This is a genomic window from Actinocatenispora sera, from assembly GCF_018324685.1.
GTDB lineage: Bacteria > Actinomycetota > Actinomycetes > Mycobacteriales > Micromonosporaceae > Actinocatenispora > Actinocatenispora sera.
In genome coordinates, this window is sequence record NZ_AP023354.1 from 586,131 (window position 1) to 605,197 (window position 19,067).

19 protein-coding genes are annotated in these 19,067 nt (G+C 71.4%); 13 read left to right on the forward strand and 6 right to left on the reverse strand.

From position 1 onward, the window contains the following. Positions 1-50 precede the first annotated feature (50 nt). Positions 51-626, forward strand: coding sequence for a DUF3159 domain-containing protein (locus tag Asera_RS02680; protein ID WP_035297043.1), 576 nt, complete (start codon positions 51-53; stop codon positions 624-626). Positions 627-677: 51 nt separating this feature from the next. On the opposite strand, the gene Asera_RS02685 is transcribed toward Asera_RS02680, so the two are convergent. Next, positions 678-1,412 carry a Fic family protein gene (locus Asera_RS02685; RefSeq protein ID WP_030446905.1) on the reverse strand — a complete coding sequence of 245 codons (735 nt, stop codon included), beginning with the start codon at positions 1,410-1,412 and terminating at the stop codon, positions 678-680. Between the two features lie 281 nt (positions 1,413-1,693). Between Asera_RS02685 and acs the strand changes: the two genes are divergently transcribed. The 6 genes from acs (at position 1,694) to Asera_RS02715 (ending at position 7,458) form a co-directional block, all read left to right on the forward strand. Further along, positions 1,694-3,694 (forward strand): acetate--CoA ligase, encoded by a 2,001-nt coding sequence (acs, locus tag Asera_RS02690; protein WP_051802387.1) that lies wholly within the window; start codon positions 1,694-1,696, stop codon positions 3,692-3,694. Positions 3,695-3,786: 92 nt separating this feature from the next. Continuing rightward, positions 3,787-5,064, forward strand: coding sequence for a hypothetical protein (locus Asera_RS02695; RefSeq protein WP_030446907.1), 1,278 nt, complete (start codon positions 3,787-3,789; stop codon positions 5,062-5,064). A 65-nt stretch (positions 5,065-5,129) separates the two neighbouring features. After that, a complete protein-coding gene (locus Asera_RS02700; RefSeq protein ID WP_157034880.1) occupies positions 5,130-5,336 on the forward strand; it encodes a hypothetical protein in 207 nt (68 codons plus the stop codon). Between the two features lie 88 nt (positions 5,337-5,424). Then, on the forward strand, positions 5,425-6,336 hold the full coding sequence (locus Asera_RS02705) for a neprosin family prolyl endopeptidase (RefSeq protein WP_084131751.1): 912 nt from the start codon (positions 5,425-5,427) through the stop codon (positions 6,334-6,336). A gap of 210 nt (positions 6,337-6,546) precedes the next feature. Further along, positions 6,547-7,122, forward strand: coding sequence for an NADPH-dependent FMN reductase (locus Asera_RS02710; protein WP_030446910.1), 576 nt, complete (start codon positions 6,547-6,549; stop codon positions 7,120-7,122). A 3-nt stretch (positions 7,123-7,125) separates the two neighbouring features. After that, positions 7,126-7,458 carry a winged helix-turn-helix transcriptional regulator gene (locus Asera_RS02715; protein ID WP_030446911.1) on the forward strand — a complete coding sequence of 111 codons (333 nt, stop codon included), beginning with the start codon at positions 7,126-7,128 and terminating at the stop codon, positions 7,456-7,458. Positions 7,459-7,461: 3 nt separating this feature from the next. Here the strand turns inward: Asera_RS02715 and Asera_RS02720 are convergent, their stop codons facing one another. Beyond that, positions 7,462-7,662, reverse strand: coding sequence for a DUF397 domain-containing protein (locus tag Asera_RS02720; RefSeq protein ID WP_084131752.1), 201 nt, complete (start codon positions 7,660-7,662; stop codon positions 7,462-7,464). Beyond that, positions 7,649-8,485, reverse strand: coding sequence for a helix-turn-helix domain-containing protein (locus Asera_RS02725; protein WP_051802402.1), 837 nt, complete (start codon positions 8,483-8,485; stop codon positions 7,649-7,651). The genes Asera_RS02720 and Asera_RS02725 overlap by 14 nt, the downstream gene beginning before the upstream one ends. A 394-nt stretch (positions 8,486-8,879) precedes the next feature. On the opposite strand from Asera_RS02725, the gene Asera_RS02730 reads away from it, so the two are divergent. From Asera_RS02730 to Asera_RS02745, 4 genes are all read left to right on the forward strand, one after another. Further along, entirely contained in the window at positions 8,880-9,818 is a 939-nt protein-coding gene (locus Asera_RS02730; RefSeq protein ID WP_084131754.1) for an MBL fold metallo-hydrolase, read from the forward strand. Positions 9,819-9,864: 46 nt separating this feature from the next. Next, complete coding sequence (locus Asera_RS02735; protein ID WP_030446915.1) at positions 9,865-10,380, forward strand: NUDIX hydrolase; 516 nt, start codon at positions 9,865-9,867, stop codon at positions 10,378-10,380. A gap of 18 nt (positions 10,381-10,398) precedes the next feature. Next, entirely contained in the window at positions 10,399-10,824 is a 426-nt protein-coding gene (locus Asera_RS02740) for an ester cyclase (RefSeq protein WP_030446916.1), read from the forward strand. Between the two features lie 273 nt (positions 10,825-11,097). Beyond that, complete coding sequence (locus Asera_RS02745) at positions 11,098-13,410, forward strand: immune inhibitor A domain-containing protein (RefSeq protein WP_030446917.1); 2,313 nt, start codon at positions 11,098-11,100, stop codon at positions 13,408-13,410. Positions 13,411-13,631: 221 nt separating this feature from the next. On the opposite strand, the gene Asera_RS02750 is transcribed toward Asera_RS02745, so the two are convergent. The 3 genes from Asera_RS02750 to Asera_RS02760 form a co-directional block, all read right to left on the reverse strand. After that, the gene (locus Asera_RS02750) at positions 13,632-14,273 is read right to left on the reverse strand and encodes an HAD family hydrolase (RefSeq protein ID WP_030446918.1); all 642 of its coding nucleotides are present in this window, start codon (positions 14,271-14,273) and stop codon (positions 13,632-13,634) included. An 80-nt stretch (positions 14,274-14,353) separates the two neighbouring features. Beyond that, a complete protein-coding gene (locus Asera_RS02755; RefSeq protein ID WP_030446919.1) occupies positions 14,354-14,593 on the reverse strand; it encodes a glutaredoxin family protein in 240 nt (79 codons plus the stop codon). Between the two features lie 215 nt (positions 14,594-14,808). Next, positions 14,809-16,359: an AMP-binding protein gene (locus Asera_RS02760; RefSeq protein WP_244843710.1), complete on the reverse strand. Its 1,551-nt coding sequence runs from the start codon at positions 16,357-16,359 to the stop codon at positions 14,809-14,811. Positions 16,360-16,746: 387 nt separating this feature from the next. Here Asera_RS02760 and Asera_RS02765 point away from each other — a divergent pair, with 387 nt between their 5' ends. Continuing rightward, positions 16,747-17,592 carry an ECF subfamily RNA polymerase sigma factor, BldN family gene (locus Asera_RS02765; protein WP_342344409.1) on the forward strand — a complete coding sequence of 282 codons (846 nt, stop codon included), beginning with the start codon at positions 16,747-16,749 and terminating at the stop codon, positions 17,590-17,592. Positions 17,593-17,850: 258 nt separating this feature from the next. Then, a complete protein-coding gene (locus tag Asera_RS02770) occupies positions 17,851-19,029 on the forward strand; it encodes a DUF5667 domain-containing protein (protein WP_157034881.1) in 1,179 nt (392 codons plus the stop codon). Positions 19,030-19,067 lie beyond the last annotated feature (38 nt).

Genomic DNA, 19,067 nt, shown 5'->3' on the forward strand with positions numbered 1-19,067 from the left:
GCACCTTCTAGTTTTGACATGTCAGTTCTGGAGTGCCGGAGGAGCCCGCCATGTCGTACCTGCTCGCGTTCGCACCATGGATCGTCTACACGGTGGTTCCCTCGTCGCAGTGGCAGTGGGGTGCGCTCGCCGCACTGGCGCTGACTGCGGTGACGCTGGCCTGGTCATTCGCCCGGCGCCGGCCCATCGACTCGCTGATCATCCAGCTCGGCTCGGTGCTGTTCTTCGCCGCCGGTACCGCGTTGGCGTTCGCCGATCCGGACACCGCGCTGCACCCGTACCTGCCCGCGCTGGCGAACGGCTGGCTCGCGGTGATCTCGTGGTTCTCGCTGGCGATTCGGCGGCCGTTCACGTTGGGCATCGCCAAGCTCGATGCCCCGCGCGAGGCATGGCGCCAGCCGCTCTTCATCCGGACGAACGTGATCATCACGCTGGTCTGGGCGATCGCCTTCACTCTCGGCGGGGCCATGCTCGCGGCCGCTCGCGTGGCCGATGCCGGTACGGTCGTGGTCCTGGTGGTGCAGGTGGTGATCTTCGTGCTCCCGATGGCCTTCACCGTCCGGTACGTTGCGGCCGTGAAGCGCCGGGTCGCGCAGCTGCGGGCCCAGGCCGGCACAGCCCGGTAGCAAGCCGCGCCCCCGCCGAACGCCCCGCCGCAGCGCCGGCCGGTGCCACGATCAGGCGGTACGGGCGGCTTCCAGTGCGGCGGTCCGGTCGGCGCCGAGCCGTACCGCCTCGGCGTAGTGACGCAGCCACGAGCGGACGCCGTCCTCGGTGCCGGCGGCGTACGCGTTGGCGGCCCCCTGGTACTCCGGGGCCCGGTCCAGGTGCCCGGCGTCGACGGCGATCAGGGCGCGCGGGTCGACACCGCGGGAGATCAGCGTCAGCCGGGCCGCGGCGCGCGCGACGACCCCGTTCGGCCCCGGGAACGGCGCCAGCGCGAGCAGTTCGGCGTGCACCACCGCGGCGTGCAGCAGGCCGGGTCCCGGGTTGGGGTCGGCGATCAGGCCGAGCAGCCCACCGAACCGGGCCGTGGCGCTCGCGGTGAGGTCGGGCCGGCCGAGCTGGTCGTCCGGGACGGTGCCGCGAGCGGCGAGCAGGTGCAGCCGGGCGAGCGCTTGGCCGGGCGCCTTGCCGTACGTGTCGGCGAGGCCCGGGAGCGCCTCGGCGACGCGCAGGGCACCCTGCACCACCGGGTCGGTGACCGTCCCGGCGCGTACCTCGGCGAGGTCGGCCTCGGCACCCTCCAGCGCGGCGGAGGCGTGTGCGCAGCGCAGCGAGACCTCGGCGGCGAGCGGGCCGCCGGTACGGCGCAGGCTGCGCTGGCCGAGCACCGCGTCGACGGCGTCGCGGGCCGAGTCCAGGGCGGCGGCCACGTCGGGGAGGTCGAGCAGGCGGTTCAGCACGGTCATGGCTCGCCAGCGTACCGACCCGGAGGCCTGCCACCGGGCACAGCCGTGCGCAGCTCGTGCATCAGCCGTGCAAGTTCGTGAACGGAACCCTACGATAATGATCAAGCTTTGACAGCGGTTCGCGGACACCCGGCCCTCGCCATGTGTGCCGCGTCGCACTAAGTTGACCAATACGAGGTGCCAACACGACGGCGCCGGATGCCCGCAGGCGCCGACGGCCGTCGTGCTGGAACCGCTGAGAAACCTCGCTGGAACGGCACGTCGGAGAGGGAGTCGCGCTGATGACCGAGACATCTACCGAGGGCACCGGGCCGGAAGGCGGCGCCCTGTCCAATCTGCTGCACGAAACGCGCAGGTTCGATCCGCCGGCCGAGCTCGCTGCGAACGCCAACGTCAAGGCCGACGTGTACCAGCGCGCCGCCGACGACCGGCTCGGCTTCTGGGCCGACGCGGCCGAGCAGTGCCTCACCTGGGAGCGCAAGTGGGACCAGGTGCTCGACTGGTCGAACGCACCGTTCGCCAAGTGGTTCGTCGGCGGCAAGCTGAACGCCGCGTACAACGCGGTCGACCGGCACGTCGAGGCCGGCCACGGCGACCGGGTCGCGTACTACTGGGAGGGCGAGCCGGGCGACACCCGCACGATCACCTATGCCGACCTGCAGAAGATGGTGTCGCAGGCGGCGAACGCGCTGGTCGAGCTGGGTGTACAGACCGGTGACCGGGTCGCCATCTACATGCCGATGATCCCCGAGACGGTCGTCGCGATGCTCGCATGTGCCCGGCTCGGCGCGCCGCACACGGTGGTGTTCGGCGGGTTCTCCGCGACCGCGCTGCGCGACCGGATCCAGGACTGCGACGCCCGCATCGTGATCACGGTCGACGGGCAGTACCGGCGGGGCAACCAGGCGGCGCTGAAGCCGGCCGTGGACGAGGCCGTCGCGGACTGCCCGGACGTGCGCAACGTGCTCGTGGTCCGGCGCACCGGCCAGGACGTCGCCTGGACCGACAAGGACCTGTGGTGGCACGAGGTCGTCGACCGCCAGCCCACCACGCACACGCCGGAGGCGTTCGACGCCGAGCACCCGCTGTACGTCATGTACACCTCGGGTACGACCGGCAAGCCGAAGGGCATCCTGCACACCACCGGCGGCTACCTGACCCACTGCGCCTGGACGCACTGGGCGGTCTTCGACCTCAAGCCGGAAAAGGACATCTTCTGGACCGCGGCCGACATCGGCTGGGTCACCGGCCACTCGTACATCGTGTACGGACCGCTGATCAACGGCGCGACCTCGGTGATGTACGAGGGCACCCCGGACACGCCGCACCAGGGTCGCTGGTGGGAGATCATCGACAAGTACAAGGTGTCGATCCTCTACACCGCGCCGACCACGATCCGGATGTTCATGAAGTGGGGCGCCGAGGTCCCGGCCCGGTACGACCTGTCCACCCTGCGGGTGCTCGGCAGCGTCGGCGAGCCGATCAACCCGGAGGCGTACATCTGGTACCGGCACAACATCGGGCACGACCGGACCCCGGTCGTCGACACCTGGTGGCAGACCGAGACCGGCGGGCAGATGATCAGCCCGCTGCCCGGGGTGACCGCCGGCAAGCCGGGCTCGGCGATGACCGCGCTACCCGGCGTCAGCGCCGACGTGGTCGACGACGCGGGCAAGCCGGTCGCCAACGGCCAGGGCGGCTACCTGGTGCTCACCGAGCCGTGGCCGGGCATGCTGCGCACCATCTGGGGTGACGACCAGCGTTACCAGGACACCTACTGGTCGCGGTTCCCCGGGTTCTACTTCGCCGGTGACGGCGCGAAGAAGGACGAGGACGGCGACCTCTGGCTGCTCGGCCGGGTGGACGACGTGATGAACGTGGCCGGCCACCGGCTGTCCACCACCGAGATCGAGTCGGCGCTCGTCAGCCATCCGAAGGTGGCCGAGTCGGCCGTCGTCGGCGCGACCGACGAGACCACCGGCCAGGCGGTCGTGGCGTTCGTGATCCTGCGCGGTTCGGTACCGGCGGAGGAGGCGCAGGGCGCCGAGCTCGCCGCCGAGCTGCGCAACCACGTGGCCAAGGAGATCTCGCCGATCGCCAAGCCGCGGCAGATCCTGATGGTGGCCGACCTGCCGAAGACCCGGTCGGGCAAGATCATGCGCCGGCTGCTGCGGGACGTCGCGGAGAACCGCAAGATGGGCGACGTGACGACGCTGCAGGACTCCTCCGTGATGGACCTGATCTCGGCCGGCCTCGCCGCCGGCAAGTCCGACGAGGAGTGACCAACCCGCACGCCAGCGGCCCGCACCGAGCACGGTGCGGGCCGCTGCCACGTTCTCCGCAGGCACCCCCGAGTTCTGCCCGGTCGGTACGTTTGTCTCCCCTCGCGCTGGCACATCCGGTACGTGGTCGAGACGAGCTGCTGGCGGAGCTGGCGGACGGGATCCACGGCCGGATCACGGTGCTGTGGGGTTTCCGGGGTGTCGGCACGTCCACGGTGGCGACCGCACTCGCGCAACGGGTGCAGGCGCGTACCTGGTTCGTCCGGGCGGCCGATGCCGACGCCCTGCGGGCCGGGATGGTCAGCCTCGCGTACGAGCTGGGTGCCGGCGAGGGCGAGGTCCGCTCGCGACATCTCGGCGACCTCGTCTGGCAGCGCCTGCACGACCTGGACACGCACTGGCTGCTCGTCCTCGACGGTGTCACCGAGCCGGACGCTCTCGGCACCGACGGCACCGGTTTCCTGCGCCAGCCACCGGACAACGGTGCGCTCGTCGTCACCGCGCAGACCGATCGCTGGCCCGGCTGGGTCACGGAGCGTGCGATCGACACGCTGGACGCCGAATCCGGAGCGCGCGTTCTGCTCGATCGCGCGCCGGCGGCCGGTTCGGTGGAGTCGGCCGCACGGGTGTCCGAGCGGTACGCGAACTTCCCGGCGGCCCTCGACATCGTCGGCACACAGCTGGCGTCCGGCGCCGAGGGCGTCACGACGTGCGACGAGCACCTGGCGACGTACGTCCGACACGCCTATGCCGACCAGATCGAGGACCTGCTCGACGACCCGCGCATCGGCCTGGCGGGCCGGTTCGGCGCGGCCGGGAGGCACGACTTCGTCGCCGACCAGCTGCTGAACCTGCTCTCGCTGCTCGGTCCGGCGCCCATCCCGTACTCCGCGCTCACGGCCGATCTGGCGCCGCTGACGGGACCGGGCGGGCTCCGGGACGGCATCACCGCCGAGCGACTGGACGCGGCCCTGCGCGACCTCGCGGACCACGGCTCGGTGACGATGCACGACGCCGGACCGCCGTCGATCGGGCGGCTAGTTCGCCCGCATCCGATCATGCGGACCTGGATCCGGGACGAGATCGCGAGCGGCTTCATCCCGGCCAGCCGGGCGGTGTGGGTACGGGTCCTGGCCTCCGAGCGGCGCGGCGGCATCGCGAACCGGCCGGCAACGGATCCACTGTGGACACTCCTGGCGCCGCACCTGCGGTGCCTGGTGGACGATCTGGCCCGCGGACCGCGCGCGGACCGGCACCTGATCGCCGACCTCGTACCGGTGCTCGACATCGCGGCGGTCGCCCGCAACGACCCGGGCCCTGCGGCGGCCGGGCCCGATCGGGGCGACGACGGAACAGCCGTCCGTCGATAGCCCCGGCCGCCCACCACCCACTGCCCCGGCGGGTCTCCCGGTTCGGCGGGCAGTTGCGCGCCGCGGTGCCGGGATTCGACCGGCTGGTCGCCGGCACGTATCGCCGGCTCAGGACGCTGCCGGTCCGGCCGGGCGGGCTGCTGCACGGCGATCTGTGCCTGCCGAACGTGCTGATCGGGTCGAACCTGTACGACCCGCTCGGCCGGGACGGCCACTTCGCCTGGTGCGTGCGCGTGCTCGCCGACCCGGGGATCACCGCGCTGCTGCGTTGAGCTCGCTCGACCGTGTTTACGGTCTTTGAGAAGGTTCATGGCAGTCGCGTAGTTTGGGTCTTCGCCCCTCGTCGCCACGGAGGACTCGATGCGCATCCGTACCGCCCTGCCACTGGTGCCCGCCGCGCTGGCGCTCGTCGCCGCCGTACCCGCCGCGCCCGCCGCCACACCTCACCTTGCCGCATCCACCAGCCGTGCAGTCCGCACCGCGGCGCCGGCCACCGGCGCACTCCGCACCGCGTCGCTCGCCGCGGCAGCCCCCGCCGCCGCGACACCGCCGCACATCTCGCTCGCCCCGGGCAGCGCACTGTTCGGGCGGGCCGGCGATCGCGCCGCGCCCGCGACCGACACGTTCACCTACGTGTACGGCCGACAGTCGGTGGCCACCGACGGGGCCGCGGTGACGATCGACCAGGCGGCGCCGGCGCTCGCCACCGCGGACTACCACTCACTGGCCGAACTGGCGCTCCAGTCGGCGGACGGCCAGCAGATCGTCGAGATCGGCTGGACCGTCGACCGCGCGGTGAACAACGGTGACACCGGGCCGCACCTGTTCGTCTACCACTGGGTCGACCGTCAGGAGTCCTGCTACAACGGCTGCGGCTTCGTACCCACCTCGACCACCGTGCACGCCGGCGATCCGGTCACGCCGGGCACCGCCGGCCGGTACGAGATCGTGCACACCGCCGGCCAGTGGCAGACCTGGTACAACGGGACCGAGGTGGGCTATTTCCCGGATGCCTTGTGGGGCAACGGGTACACCCGCGCCGGGCTGGTGCAGGCGTTCGGCGAGGTGGCCTCGTCGGGCACGGCGCCGTGTACCGACATGGGCAACGGCACGTTCGGCGACGCGGCCGGGTCGACCACGATCGGCGCCTTCGCGCTGGACAACGGCTCGACCTCGGCCCAGCTGTCGGTGGCCGACACGAGCCCTGACTACTACGACCACGGCGGTACGACGGGGACGTCGTTCCGCTTCGGCGGCCCGGGCGCCTGCTGAACGCCGCGCTGCCCCTGGATCAGCTGCTGAGCACGCCCCCCGGCCGCTGGACGTCGCTGCCCTGGACGGCTGCCGGACGCGGTGCAGATGATCACTTTAGTTTGCTGAGTTGCTCAGGATTCTGTAGTTTGGTGGCGGGCGGCGCGGAGCGCGTCGCCGACCGCGAGCGGGTCGGGCGGCGCGCCGCCGGCCGTACAGGGAGATGCACAGATGGCGAAGCTGGAGATCATCGTGGGCAGCGTCCGGCCCGGCCGGGTGGGGCTGCCGGTCGCGCAGTGGATCGAGCAGGAAGCCCGGTCGCACGGCGGATTCGACGAGATCGAGCTGGTCGACCTGGCCGAGGTCGACCTGCCGATGGCGAACGAGCCAGAGCACCCGCGGCTGCGGCGCTACGTGCACCAGCACACCAAGGACTGGAGCGCCAAGATCGACGAGGCGGACGCGTTCATCTTCGTGATGCCCGAGTACAACTACGGCTACAACGCGGCGCTGAAGAACGCGATCGACTACCTGCACCACGAGTGGGCCTACAAGCCGGTCGGCCTGGTCAGCTACGGTGGCGTATCGGCCGGGACCCGCGCCGCGCAGATGATCAAGCAGGTGGTGACGACCGTGAAGATGTTCCCGGTGCCCGAGGCGGTGCAGATCCCGTTCGTCGCCAACTTCCTGACCGCCGAGCGCACCCTCGCCCCGAACGAGGTCATGACCGGCGCGGCGAAGGCGATGCTGGACGAGCTGGTCCGGATGACCGGCGCGCTGCGCACCCTGCGGACCGGGCAGGGCTGAGCCGTGACGCGGCCCGTCTGCACCCGGTTCCACGCGGCGATCGAGCTGATCGGTGCCCGCTGGACCGGCGCGATCCTGCGCGCCGTGTTCACCGAGGCGCACCGGTACCACGAGATCAAGGCGGCGGTGCCCGGCGTCTCGGACACCATGCTCGCCCAGCGGCTGCGCGCGATGGAGGCGGACGGGCTGCTCACCCGGCAGGTCGACACCGGCACGCCGGTGCGGGTCGAGTACCACCTGACCGAGATGGGCCGCGACCTGGCGCCGGTGATCGACGCCGTTCTCGCCTGGTCGCACAAGTGGATCCCGGTGCCCGCCGGCGGGGACCCGCACTGACGCTCAGCGCGACAGCCTCGGTACCTCGGCCAGAAACGCGCGCCACGCCGCCGGACCGACGGACAACATTCCGTTTGTGGGGTTCTTGCTGTCCCGCACGTACCAGGCCGACCCGCCACCGGCAACCTCGACACAGTTCCCGCCCTGGCCACCAGACCGACTGCTCTTGAACCAGCGCAGCTGGTTACTGTCATTCGCATCCATACCGCTCTCTCCTGACCATCTCGATGAAGGCGATTGAGTCTGCCATGGAAAGCGCCTGGCACTGCGCGGCCGAAAACGCGCGGGCGAAGCGATCGACGATCTCTTCATCCGGCACCAACCGGCCGTTGCCGACACCTTCCACGTAGAGGACTCGCTCTCGCTGCGGCAACTCCAGTACCACGAATGCCCCGTCCGTCGGCGCATCGCGCGCCTGCTCGAAGGTGAGGATCTGGAGTTGGATGTTGGGGCGGGCGGCCGTCTCGATGAGGTGGGTGAGTTGGGCGGCCATCATCGACGCGGGGCCCATCGGGCGGCGCAACACGCTCTCGTCCAGGACGAAGGAAAGCAGCGGCGGGTCGGCCCGATCCAGGATGCGCTGCCGGTCGAGGCGAGCGGCGAGCCGACGCTCGATCTCCTCCGCTGACTTCGGCGGCCACGAGTTGAGCACCGCCCGGGCGTAGTCCTCGGTCTGCAACAGGCCGGCGATCACCTGCACCTCGAACTCCTGGATGGCGGTGGCCTCGGCCTCCATCTCGACGAACGGGCGGAACCACGACGGGTACGACTCGGCGGCGAGCAGCGGCAGCAGCCGGGCCAGCGCGCCGCCGGTACGCAACACGTCGTCACACCGGGACGTGAACTCGCGGGTGGGGTTGCGCTGCAACTTCTCCACCATGCCGACCAGCGCCGCCGAGTAGTGCGTCAGCGCGGCGAGCCGTTCCTGCGTGACGCCGCGCTCCTGCCGCCAGCGCCGCAGCTCGGCCGCGTACAGCCGGTGCGCGGCGTCGCCGCATTCGTCGGTCTGCGTGGCGACGCTCGTCATCACGGCTGCTCCCACCCGTGCCGTCAGAACCGGTACACGTTCACGTGTAGAGGCTAGAGCACTACCGTGCGTCGATTCCAGCCGGCAATGTCGACGGCATGACCGACGAGACGACGGCGTACGACGCCGAGCACGACACCATCGACCTGGCCGCACTGACCGGTGGCGCGCTGCCGCGCCGGTTCGCGATCTGCACGTACTCCGACGACGACGGCGAGCCGTCGCTGCGGTACTGGGGGCTGCAGACCACCGACACCGCGATCGGGTTCGGCCGCGGCGCAGTGCATTCGGCGGCCAGCGCGGAACGGATCGCGCGGCGGCTGTCCCTGGTGTACGACGTGGAACTGCTCTGGCTCGACCCCCGCCGACCAGCCCGAACATCTAGGCTGGCCCGATGCCCACCGACATCGGGTTCCCTCGATGGATTCATGGCGCGCCGGCCAAGCGGCGGCGCAACGACCCGCCGATCCAGGTGCACCGGCACGACGAGCGCACCTTCGTCCTGCGCCAGAGCAAGGACCTGTCGTACGAGGCGCCGTTCCTCTACCTGCTCTGCGGGACGGACGCCGCGCTGCTGCTCGACACCGGCGCCACCGCCGAGGCGGACAGCTTCCCGTTGCGCGCCACCGTCGACGGGCTGCTGCCGGACCGACCCGGCTACCGGCTGATCGTGGCGCACAGCCACGCGCACGGCGACCACGTCGCGGCCGACGCGCAGTTCGCCGACCGGCCCGGCACGACCGTCGTCGGCACCGACCTCGACGCGGTACGCGCGCAGTTCGGGCTGGCCGACGAACCGTACGCGGCGGCAGACCTCGACCTCGGCGACCGGCTGCTGCACGTCGTGCACACCCCCGGCCACCACCGGGCCGCGATCACCCTGCACGACCCCCACACCGGCTGGCTGCTGACCGGCGACACCGTCTACCCGGGCCGGCTGTACGTGGAGGACTATCCGGCGTTTCTCGGCAGCCTGGACCGGATGGTCGCGCTGACCGAGGAACGGCCGGTCACCGCGGTGCTCGGGACGCACGTCGAGATGGCCGACCGGCCGCGGCGCGACTACCCGCTCGGTTCGACCTGGCAGCCGCGCGAGCACCGACTGGAACTGAGCGTCGAGGACCTGGTCGCGATCCGGGACGCGGCGCGCGGCTTCGCGGACCGGCCCGGCGTGCACCGGCTCGACCACGTGGTCGTCTTCCACGGGTTCACGCAGCGCCGGCTGCGGTACGAGCTGGCCCGGCACTACCTGTACCAGGCCCGCAGCACCGTCGCCGCGCTGTTCGTCCGCAGTCCAGCCCGACCGGCCCGACCTCCGGTCGACGCGGCGTGACCGACGCCGCAGCGCGCTCGGCGGCCCGGCGCGGTGTAATGGCCGGATGATCGAGCTACCCGACGACCTGCCGGTGCTGGAACGCGAGGTGGTCCGGCTGATCGTGCGCGACGCCACCGGCGCGGTACTGCTGTTCCGTGCCCGAGAGCTGACCATGCCGGAACTCGGCTACTGGTGGGAGCTGCCCGGTGGCGGCATCGAGCCGGGCGAGACGTACGTCGACGCAGCCGTACGGGAACTGCGCGAGGAGACCGGCCTGCGGATCGACCCGGCGCAGGTCGGGCCGGCGAACTGGCGGCGCACCTCGTCGTTCCGGATGCGCGGCAAGCGGCGGGTGCAGCACGAAGTGGTCGCGGTGGCGACGCTGGACGCGGTGGCCCCGGGCATCGACGAGCAGGACCGCGAGCAGCACGAGATCGAGGACTACGTCGGTTTCCGCTGGCTGCCGGTGGAAGAGATCGTGGGCAGCGCCGAGCGGTTCTACCCGGGCCGGCTGCCGAGCCTGTTGCCGGATGTGTTGGCCGGCAAGGACATCGACGAGCCCTTCGAACTCTTCTCCTGACCCCGACGGGACGACACCATGACCTCGAACGCCAAAGAGCTGGTCCGCGAGTTCCTGCTGGAGGTGCGGTCGGGCCGGCATCCGGAACGCACCGACCGCTACCTGGCGCCGGAGGTTCGGGCGCACCAGGTCCAGGCGGAGGACCCCGTCACCGTGGTCCGCACGCCCCAGCAGTACACCGAGCACGTGCACGAGATGCTCGACGCCAACGGGCGGTTCGAGTTCGTGCTCGACGAACTCCTGGCCGAGGGCGACCGTGTCTACGCCCGCTGGCACCAGGTCGGCCGGCACGTGGGTACCGTCGACGGCCACGCACCGACCGGGCGGCCGCTGATCCAGTTCACCAGCGCGGTGTACCGGGTCCGGGACGGAGCGATCGTCGAGTACTGGATCCAGATCGATCGCGCTGGCATCGCCGCGCAGCTCGCCGCTGACCGGGGCTGACGGCTGGGTCGTACGCGGCGGGGCGCGCCTTCCGACGAGCGTGCCGGGTCGATTGCGGACCGTCGGCACATGCCGCGCAAAAACGTCATCGCACGCGGACGACGGCTGACTGGCCGTCGAGCTTAAGCATCCCTTAAGAGGAGGTCATAACAGGATTTCCATTCCTGAAGGGGGATCTTCCTTGTGCCAGGGTGGGCGGCACCGTGCCCTCCGATCCCACGGGCACGCCATCCGGCATCCCCAGTTCGCCGGAAGGACACAGAGGAGGAACGCGTGCGGAGACTAACCGCCGGTGTGATCGCCGGCGCCGCAGCGGGGCTGCTCGCCGTCGGCACCATCGGCTCCGCGGCCGGTGCCGCGCCGAGCGACGGCCATCCCGCGACCAAGACGACGAGCAAGGCCGAGCCGGCCCGGGCACACGCCGAGGACGATCTGCCCAGCCCGCTCTCGGACAAGCGCCGCGAGCTGATGCAGCAGGCGGCGAAGAAGCAGGCCCAGGGCAAGATCACGCCGAAGCGGGTCGGCAAGTCCGACGTCGTCAAGATGGGCAAGCGCGCCGACGGCAAGAACCAGTACGTCGAGACCTCGAGCACGCGCACCGACGAGATCTTCACCGTGCTGGTCAGCTTCGGCGACCAGACCGATCCGCGTACCGGTGGCACCGCCGGCCCGGCCAACGGCCAGATCAAGCAGCCGGACCGGAACTGGAACGGCGACTCGACCGACGACAACTCGACGTACTGGGTGCCGAACTTCGACACCCAGCACTACAAGGACATGTTCTTCGGCAAGAAGGACTCGTTCAAGGACTTCTACGAGCACCAGTCCAGCGGCAAGTTCAGCGTCAGCGGTGACGTCTCCGGCTGGGTGACCGTGCCGTACAACGAGGCGCGGTACGGCAACAACGAGATCCCCGAGACCGACGGCTACTGGAACCTGGTCCGGGACTCCGTCAACGCCTGGTACGCGGCGGAGAAGGCCCAGGGCGCGACCGACGAGGAGATCGCCGAGTACCTGTCCCGGTTCGACAAGTGGGACCGGTACGACTACGACGGCGACGGCAACTTCGACGAGCCGGACGGCTACCTCGACCACATCGAGATCGTGCACGCCGGTGAGGGCGAGGAGGCCGGCGGCGGCCCGCAGGGCGCCGACGCGGTCTGGTCGCACCGCTGGTACGCGTACTCCACCGACCAGGGCAAGACCGGCCCGGAGGGCAACCTGCTGGGCGGCACCCAGGTCGGCGACGCGCCGTACTGGGTGGGCGACTACACCACCGAGCCGGAGAACGGCGGCCTCGGCGTGTTCTGCCACGAGTTCGGTCACGACCTCGGCCTGCCGGACGAGTACGACACCGCCGGTGGCGACAACGGCACCGGCTTCTGGACGCTGATGTCGGCCGGTTCCTGGCTGGGCAAGGGCTTCGACTCGATCGGCACCACCCCCGGCTACATGAACGCCTGGGACAAGTACCAGCTGGGCTGGCTCGACTACGCGGTCGTGCCGTACCAGGGTGCGAAGACCAAGGTGACGCTCGGCCCGGCGGCCCGCCAGGGCAAGCAGCCGCAGGCCCTCGTGGTCACGCTGCCGGAGCAGACCATCACCAACGACTACAACACGCCGGCCTCCGGCTCGTACGAGTGGTGGGGCGGCGCCGCGGACAACCTGTCCTCGTCGCTGACGCGTGAGCTCGACCTGACCGGCGCCAGCAGCGCCAGCATCAGCACCAAGGCGTGGTACGACATCGAGGAGGGCTACGACTTCCTGCTCGCCGAGGTGTCCACCGACGGTGGCACGCACTGGACCTCGCTGAACGGCGACGGCATCACCGGTTCGTCGAACAACCAGTGGACCGACGTCAGCTACGACCTGTCCGCCTACGCCGGCCAGAAGGTGCTGTTCCACTGGCGGTACGCCACCGATGGCGGCGTGCACTACGCCGGCGCGTTCCTGGACGACCTGGCGCTGACCGTGGACGGGGCCACCGCGTGGTCCGACGACGTCGAGTCGGCCGACCCGGCCTGGGCCGCGGACGGCTTCACCCGGATGACCGGCAGCACGTCGGAGCAGAAGGCGCGGTTCTACATCGCGGAGAACCGGCAGTACGTCGACTACGACGACACGCTGCGGACCGGCCCGTACAACTTCGGGTTCGGCGACACCAAGGCCAACTGGGTCGAGCACTTCCCGTACCAGAAGGGGCTGCTCGTCTGGTACGTGAACTACGCGTACGAGGACAACAACACCAGTGTCCACCCCGGTGGTGGGCTGGTGCTGCCGGTCGACGCCCACCCGGGCGCGCTGTTCTGGTCCGACGGCAAGGCCGTCGGTAACCGGATCCAGCCGTTCGACGCCACCTTCGGGACGACCAAGACGACGGCGCTGAGCCTGCACCACGCGGGTGGCGCCACCATGTCGTTGCCGTCGCAGAAGGCGGTGAAGACGTTCGACGACAGCAACGTCGACCGCTACTTCGACCCGCTGAACCCGATGGGTTCGGTGAAGGTCGCCGGCAGCGGCACCAAGATCACCGTCACCAAGCAGGCCAAGAACGGCAACCTGACCGTTCAGGTCTCCTTCAAGTAAGGGGTCGGTCCGGCCGGCGTTGCGCGCCGGTCCGACCGCACCGGCAAGGCTCGACCCGGGCGCTCCACGCGCCCAGGCGGGGCGGGAGTTCGTCGGATGGCTCCCGCCCCGTCTTGCTGTCCGCACCCCGTTCCGCCCGACAATCCACTGTGGACCCCTCGGTGAGGTCGGCCGGTGGCCTGCCGCGCGCCGGCGCCCGAAGCAGATGGTTGGGGGGACGGTCAGCCGGCGTACCGGGACGCGGCGAGGTGCACCGCCGCCGGCAGGGACGTGGCGACCGGTACGCCGACCTCGGCGAGCCGGTCCGGGTCGGTGAAGCCGCCGGTCACCAGCACGCACCGGGCGCCCACCGCGGCCGCGGCCGCCGCGTCGTCCACCGTGTCACCGATCAAGGTGCAGTCGGTACCGGCGACGCCCAGCGCCGCGAGATGCCGGACCAGGTGGTCGGCCTTGGCGCCGCCGCCGATGGTCGCCCGCAGCCCGTCGACCCGGGCGAACCGGTCGGACAGCCCGAGCGCGTCGACGAACGGCACCAGCCGCTCGTGGAACCACATCGACAGCAGCGACTGGCTGCCCGGCCAGCCGGCGATCGCGATCTCGGCCCCCGCAGCGAGCCGGCACTCGGCCAGCCGGGTGTGGTACGTGTCGTGGAAGATCCTGTCCAGCCGGGCGAACTCGTCCGCGTCCACGGCACGCCCCAGCACGTCGGCGTAGTAGTCGGCGATCGGCCGCCGGTACCGCCGGCGCAGCTCCTCGGCCGGGAACGGGCCGTCGCCGCAGGTCGCGAACGCCGCGTTGGTCGCCTCGACGGTCAGTGCGAAGTCGTCGAGCAGCGTGCCGTTCCAGTCCCACACCAGATGCATGACGCCGACCCTAGATCGGCCGGGGCCGGGCGAACCAGTCCGCAGCCGCGGAACCGACCCGCATCACAGCCGCGGCCGACTCACCGGGCCAGGTCGCGCAGCAACCGCTGCTCCTCGACCCGCCAGTACCCGTGTTCCCTGCCGTCCAACAGGATCACGGGCAGCCGGTCCCCGTACTCGCGGTCGAGCTCCTCGTCGGTCGCCACGTCGATCTCGCGCCAGCCCACCCCGGCGGTGGCCGCCACCCGCGCCATCGCCTCCCGCGCCGCCGCGCACAGATGGCAGTCCTGCCTGGTCAGCAACGTCAACCGGTCGTCCACCCGGCCAGTATCGCCGCTGCCGGGCCACCGCCCCGGCCCCGCCCCCCACCGGACACCGGTGCCACGCCTCCGGAACCACGCCCTCGGTGCGACGCCCTCGCTGCCATGCCCGCGGGTCACGCCCACGGGGTCACGCCCACGGGGTCACACCCTCGGGGTCACACCCTCGGGGTCACGCGCGCGGGGCCACAACCGGGAAGCCGCGCGCCTCGGAATCACGCCGTCGGGGTCGCACCGTGCGGCAGGTCCGCCTTGCGTACCTTGCCGGTGGCCGAGTGCGGCAGCCGCGCGACGATGTCCACCGCGACCGGACACTTGAAGTGCGCCAGGCTGCGATGGCAGTACGCGATGAGCTCCTCCTCGGTGGCCGCCACGCCGGGCTCGGGCACCACGTACCCGCGCACCGCGTGGCCGGTCATCGGGTGCGGCACGCCGATCACCGCGGCCTCCCGTACCGCCGGGTGCGCGGCGAGCACCGCCTCCACCTCGCGCGGGTACACGTTGAAGCCGGACACCACGATCAGCTCGTCGACCCGGTCGATCAGGAACAGGTCGCCGTCGGCGTCCAGGTAGCCGATGTCGCCGGTGTGCCACCAGCCGTCCGGGTCGGGCCCGTCGGCGCCGTTCGGCCAGTACCCGGAGAACAGGTTGTCGCCGCGCACCACGACCTCGCCCGGATCGGTACCGGGGCTGGCGTTCTCGTCCGCCTCCGACTCGGCCTCGGTCAGCGGCTCGCCGTCCGCGCCGACCAGCCGCAGCTCGATGCCGGGCAGCGGCCGGCCGACCGAGCCGGGCTTCGCGGCGGGCGCGGCCAGGCTGCTGGTGACCACCGGCGCCGCCTCGGTCAGCCCGTACCCCTCGTGCAGGGTGATGCCGTTGTCCTGCAACGCCGTGCGCGGGGCCGGCGGCAGCGGCGCGGCGCCGGACACGGCGAGCCGGACCGACCGCAGCGGCGCGGCCAGGTCGCCGTGCGCGACCCAGCTCGCGAACATCGCCGGCACCCCGAGCACCGTCGTCACGCCGTACCGCTGGATCTCGGCCAGCGTGGCCTCGGCGTCGAACCGCGGCACCAGCACACCGGTCGCGCCGTACCGGGCGACCTCGTGCAGCCCCGGCCCGAGTCCGAACGCGTGGAACAGCGGGAGCGCCAGCAGCACCACGTCGTCCACGCCGACCGGAGCCGGGTCGAGCCGCCCCATCTGCGCGCCGTTCGCGAGCAGCGCGCGGTGGCTGAGCATCGCCGCCCGCGGGCGGCCGGACGTCCCCGAGGTGTACAGCAGCACCGCCAGGTCCTCGCCGCCGCGGCTCGGCGCGACGCCCGCGCCGCCGGACTCGGCCAGTTCCTCGTACGGCCGGGCCAGGCGGTGCGCGCCGCCGGCGACGAACCGGTGCGGCACCTCGACGCCGGCGGTGGCGTCGTGCACGGCCGGGGTACCGAGCAGGATCCGGGCGCCGCAGTCGCCCAGCAGCCGGGCGAGCTCGGGTTCGGTGTAGCCGGGGTTGACGGGGACGGGCACCAGGTCGGCACGCATCGCGGCGAAGTAGCCGACGACCCAGTCGATGCCGTTCGGCAGGGCGATGACGAGGCGGTCGCCGGGGGTGAGCGCGCGGGCCAGCAGCCCGCTGGCTACGGCGTCGACCCGGTCGGCCAGCGCCGCCCAGGTCAGCGCGGTGTCACCCAGCCGCAGCGCGACGTGGTCGGGCCGTGCCTGAGCGGCCCGCGGTACGAGATCGGCGATGTTCCGGATGTCCTGCGACACGGCCACCGAGTCTGGCATACCCGTTGCGGTGGGACACACCCCGACGCACGATGCCGAGTATCGTTTCCGGGTGCGGCAGGACAGTGTTCGGCACGCTCAGCCGACAAGGTGCGAAGTGAAACTTGCTCACGACAAAATTCGCTCCGCACAGACGGACAGGATGTCCGTCACTGGCGGTAGGGACCCCGACACACTGTTGCTCGTAGTAGTCGAGTACACACATCAGTGTGATGTCCGGCCTTATCATCACTTGGCCGCCCAACACTGAGCCTTGGGAACCGACACCCCTCGCCCGAGGAGGCCGCAAGTGCCCGTCGAAGCACCGCTCTGTTACCCCATAACGCCTGGCCGCGCGCATCGATACGGTGCGCGTCGCCATGAAGGGTGGCACCGGTGAGCGCGGCCAGCGTGTCCGCGCCGTTCGACGGCGCGGACCCCGTCGGCAGACTGAACGCCTTACGCACCCTCGTCACGGACCGGGCCGAGACCAAGGGCAGTTCCCTCGCGGCCCGCGCCGGTCAGGCGCTACGCGCCGCCACCAGGACCAAGCCGCAACCGCGGCCACACACCCGGCAACACAGCGGCGACGACACGCCGACGCAGTCCATCACCCGGGTCGAACCGGCCACCCCGACACCGGCGCCGGAGCCCACCCGGCCGGACCAGGTGCCCGAGTCGGCCACCGACGTCTGGCGGCTGGTCCAGCGCGCCCAGGCCGGCGACACCGAAGCGTTCGGCCTCATCTACGACCGGTACGTGGACACCGTGTTCCGGTTCATCTACTTCCGGGTGAGCACCCGGCAACTCGCCGAGGACCTCACCTCCGAGACGTTCCTGCGGGCGCTGCGCCGCATCGGCAGCTTCACCTGGCAGGGCCGCGACCTCGGCGCCTGGCTCGTCACCATCGCCCGCAACCTGGTCGCCGACCACTTCAAGTCCGGCCGGTACCGGCTGGAGGTGTCCACCGCCGAGGTGCTCGACGCGGACAGCCCGGAGCGGGGCCCGGAGGGCAGCCCGGAAGCGGCGGTCGTCGACAAGCTCACCAACCAGACACTGCTGGAAGCGGTCAAGCGACTCAACCCGGAACAGCAGGAATGCATCGTGCTGCGGTTCCTGCAGGGGTTCTCGGTGGCCGAAACCGCCCAGACGATGGGCAAGAACGAGGGCGCGATCAAGGCCCTGCAGTACCGAGCGGTGCGATCGCTGGCCCGGCTCCTCCCGGAAGGCTTCACACCCTGAACACCCAGTGCCCGAGTGTCGCGATGTCGCCACCGTCCGCTATGACCGGGGACGGTGGCGGTTGCGGCTGTTGACACCGGGACGGGGCTTCTTACCTGACTCGAGGCATGTCAGGATGGCCGGGCGTAACCCGGTCCCGGCAGTACGCGTTGGTCCAGACGGGGTCGACGGTGTGCGACAACGCACCCAAGGCTGCCTGGCCGACCGGCGTCGCCGGAGGCTCGGCGTGCCGCGAGACGGAAGGAGGTGCGCGCGGCGATGAAACTGTTCCTGCGCCGGCGGACCGAACGCTTCGCGCGACTCGTGGCGGACGACCTGCCCGACCACGACAACGCCGAACAACAGACCGGACACCACCAGGCCCGTGCTGCTCACCATACTCGCGACGTGGACGACACACTCGCACTTCTGGTGCGGGTGGGCCGGGAAGTTTCCGCGCAGGCCAGTACGTTCGAACGCAGCCACCGGATGGATCCGGATGCCAAGGCGGACATCCGTCGCCGATTGCTCGCCGACGCGGCGATCCACGGCATCGGGGCGGCCCGCGCCGACGCCGAGCCGGACACCGACATCAGCGTGCGCACGCACGGCACCCCCCGGCCCACCCGGCACGCCGTGCCACCGAACCGGCGGCCGAAGGTACGGCTGATCGTCATCGGCGGGGTGGTCGCCGGCGCGCTCGGCGTCTCCGGCGTCGCCGCGGCGAGCACGTCCGCGGTGCCGGGCGACGCGCTGTACAACGTGAAGCGGTCCACCGAGCGGGCCCAGATCGCGCTGGCCGGCTCGGACAGCAACTCGGGCCAGCTCTACCTGCAGTTCGCCCGGACCCGGTCGGGCGAGGCCGGCTCGGTCAGCGACGACCCGGCGCAGCTGTCCCGGGTGCTCGGCGACATGGACCGGGAGACCCGGCAGGGCGTCTCGCTGCTGGACTCCACCGCGGTACACGATCGCAGCGCGACCGCGCTCGACCAGGTCGACTCGTTCACCACCGCCCAGCGTCCCGTGGTGGCCCGGCTCGCCGGCCGGCTGACCGGCCCGTCGCACCACCGGGCGCAGCAGTCGCTCGACCTGATCGACCAGGTCAAGCAGCGGTCCGGCGAGCTGCGCCGCCTGCTGCTGTGCACCACCGGCAAGTCGGTCAAGCAGGACGCGCTCGGCCCGGTACCGCAGAGCTGCGCGTCGCTGCCCGGCGCGAAGCCCGGCCCGTCCGGTACCGGGAAGGGGTCCGGCCGAGGCCCCGGCCAGGCGCCGACCGGCGCGAGTCCGAGCGGGAAGACCAGCGCCTCCGCGACGCCACGCACCTCCGGCACACCGTCCGGATCGAGCGGGCCGTCCTCGAGCGAGAGCGGTTCACCGGCGCCGAGCCCCTCGACCAGCGATTCGGGCAATGGCGGCCTTCTCGGGACGATTGGCAAGATCCTCGGCGGTCTGCTCTGACCGGGAGCGGTCGCGGCCGATACGCTCGGCGGGTGGAC

Bases quoted from the DNA above. Each gene is read 5' to 3' on its own strand.
- Asera_RS02680 (WP_035297043.1), top strand. From the start codon at position 51: ATGTCGTACCTGCTCGCGTTCGCACCATGGATCGTCTACACGGTGGTT.
- Asera_RS02685 (WP_030446905.1), bottom strand. From the start codon at position 1,412: ATGACCGTGCTGAACCGCCTGCTCGACCTCCCCGACGTGGCCGCCGCC.
- acs (WP_051802387.1), top strand. From the start codon at position 1,694: ATGACCGAGACATCTACCGAGGGCACCGGGCCGGAAGGCGGCGCCCTG.
- Asera_RS02705 (WP_084131751.1), top strand. From the start codon at position 5,425: ATGCGCATCCGTACCGCCCTGCCACTGGTGCCCGCCGCGCTGGCGCTC.
- Asera_RS02710 (WP_030446910.1), top strand. From the start codon at position 6,547: ATGGCGAAGCTGGAGATCATCGTGGGCAGCGTCCGGCCCGGCCGGGTG.
- Asera_RS02720 (WP_084131752.1), bottom strand. From the start codon at position 7,662: ATGGATGCGAATGACAGTAACCAGCTGCGCTGGTTCAAGAGCAGTCGG.
- Asera_RS02725 (WP_051802402.1), bottom strand. From the start codon at position 8,485: ATGACGAGCGTCGCCACGCAGACCGACGAATGCGGCGACGCCGCGCAC.
- Asera_RS02730 (WP_084131754.1), top strand. From the start codon at position 8,880: ATGCCCACCGACATCGGGTTCCCTCGATGGATTCATGGCGCGCCGGCC.
- Asera_RS02735 (WP_030446915.1), top strand. From the start codon at position 9,865: ATGATCGAGCTACCCGACGACCTGCCGGTGCTGGAACGCGAGGTGGTC.
- Asera_RS02740 (WP_030446916.1), top strand. From the start codon at position 10,399: ATGACCTCGAACGCCAAAGAGCTGGTCCGCGAGTTCCTGCTGGAGGTG.
- Asera_RS02750 (WP_030446918.1), bottom strand. From the start codon at position 14,273: ATGCATCTGGTGTGGGACTGGAACGGCACGCTGCTCGACGACTTCGCA.
- Asera_RS02770 (WP_157034881.1), top strand. From the start codon at position 17,851: ATGAAACTGTTCCTGCGCCGGCGGACCGAACGCTTCGCGCGACTCGTG.